Genomic DNA, 1,548 nt, shown 5'->3' on the forward strand with positions numbered 1-1,548 from the left:
GAATGGCACTAAGAAAAGCCGGAACCCTTGCAGTTTAAGCAGTTTGCAATTGTTTGCGTAACTCATGCCGGGTTTTAGTCATCAAGGGGTAAATTTTTGGGCGACGTTTGCGGACTCGTGGTTCGCTTCTACCTGGGCGATCAGGAACAGCCTTGTGAGCAATAACTTTTAGCAAAGTGCGATAAATTCGGAGACGTTTTTGAGAATAAGCCACCTCTAATTGGGGAATAAAATTAATTAAATGATGGCGCGTACCTTGTAACGACAAGCGCAACGGAGGAGTACCATAAGTAGTGCCTGCCGACCACATCAAACTACGAAGTAGATTATAAGCCAGTAAAAAAACGTAAATTTCTTTGCGGATCATTGAGGGTGTTTTACATCGCAAAATATCCATACCCAAGGTAGTTTTTATATGTCTTAAATCCAATTCAACATCCCAACGTTTACCGTAAAGTCCAACAATTTCGAGAGTAGAATAAGAAGATTTATCTAAAAGAGTAGTAGTTAAGCTGACTTGTTGAGTGCGAAAACCAGGAATAACAATGTAATAGTAAATTTCTCGCACAGTAATGGAAGGAGGTAAAGCATCAAACTCATCCTTACTCAATCCTTTTGGACAACTTTTAGGTTTGTACCAGGTAACTAATTTGTCACAATCGCCAATAATTTTACCTTTTCGCATAGTGGTTGTGCGAGATTGATGTTTACGGAATACGGCATCACAACCAAGCTTTCTGATAGTAAACATATCGGCGTAAGCACAAAAAGCTCTATCTCCTAAAAGCACATCATTTGGTTTGAGAAAGCTATACATTTTTCTCGCCAACTTGATATCATGGGTGTTCAGAACATCTATGCACAAGGCAACAGCAGCTCCCGTCACCAAACTGAATATCACACCAATTTTAGCAATTGGAAAGCCACATCCCTCTTTTTGACTACTAGGTTGAGGGTACTCTTTTTGGTTCTCTACTGTGTCTGGCATAGATACAGTTGAGCCATCTATTACTTTCACATTTCGACCACACCATAACTTTTCTGTTGTCACTTTCTCTTCTAAGCTTTGTGCCGAATCGTTAAAAAGTTTTTCCAATAATTTCTCCGGTAGTCTTGACCGGGCTTGGCAGTATGCACTCGTATCTGATGAAGGAATTTCTACATCTGAATCTGCTAAATAAGCAATTATTTTACTCACAGCATTATGACAAGTTTTATCACTATCCAAAACTTGCGATAAAAATGCCCACAAAGTAATAAATGGGTCAAATAATCGCTTTTTATATTTAATTTTCACTTCAGAGATTGCAAGTTTTATTGCAGATTCCGGCAATAGCTCTTTAAAAGGTAAACCTAAACTTTGACTAAATTTATCCTTGAGGATTTGTACTCGTAGTGTCACAGTAGTAATTATCGTATTCGCTTGCTCGTCTCAAAAAAAGTATTTCACAGACGAGTAAGCTTTTTCTACCTTCAAAAACTTTTTGGGCAACCCTCCACCGTTATCGCTTCCATTTCACAGCCTCTACAAAAAATAGCGATCGCAGC

General features: G+C 38.7%; 1 protein-coding gene. It reads right to left on the minus strand.

Annotation, left to right across the window (positions count from 1 at the left end; all coding sequences use genetic code 11):
* Nucleotides 1-34: 34 nt before the first annotated feature.
* On the minus strand, nucleotides 35-1,402 hold the full coding sequence (locus tag CDG79_RS40440) for an IS4 family transposase (RefSeq protein ID WP_094347033.1): 1,368 nt from the start codon (nucleotides 1,400-1,402) through the stop codon (nucleotides 35-37).
* Between the last annotated feature and the right edge of the window lie 146 nt (nucleotides 1,403-1,548).

The organism is Nostoc sp. 'Peltigera membranacea cyanobiont' 232 (assembly GCF_002245985.1).
GTDB lineage: Bacteria > Cyanobacteriota > Cyanobacteriia > Cyanobacteriales > Nostocaceae > Nostoc.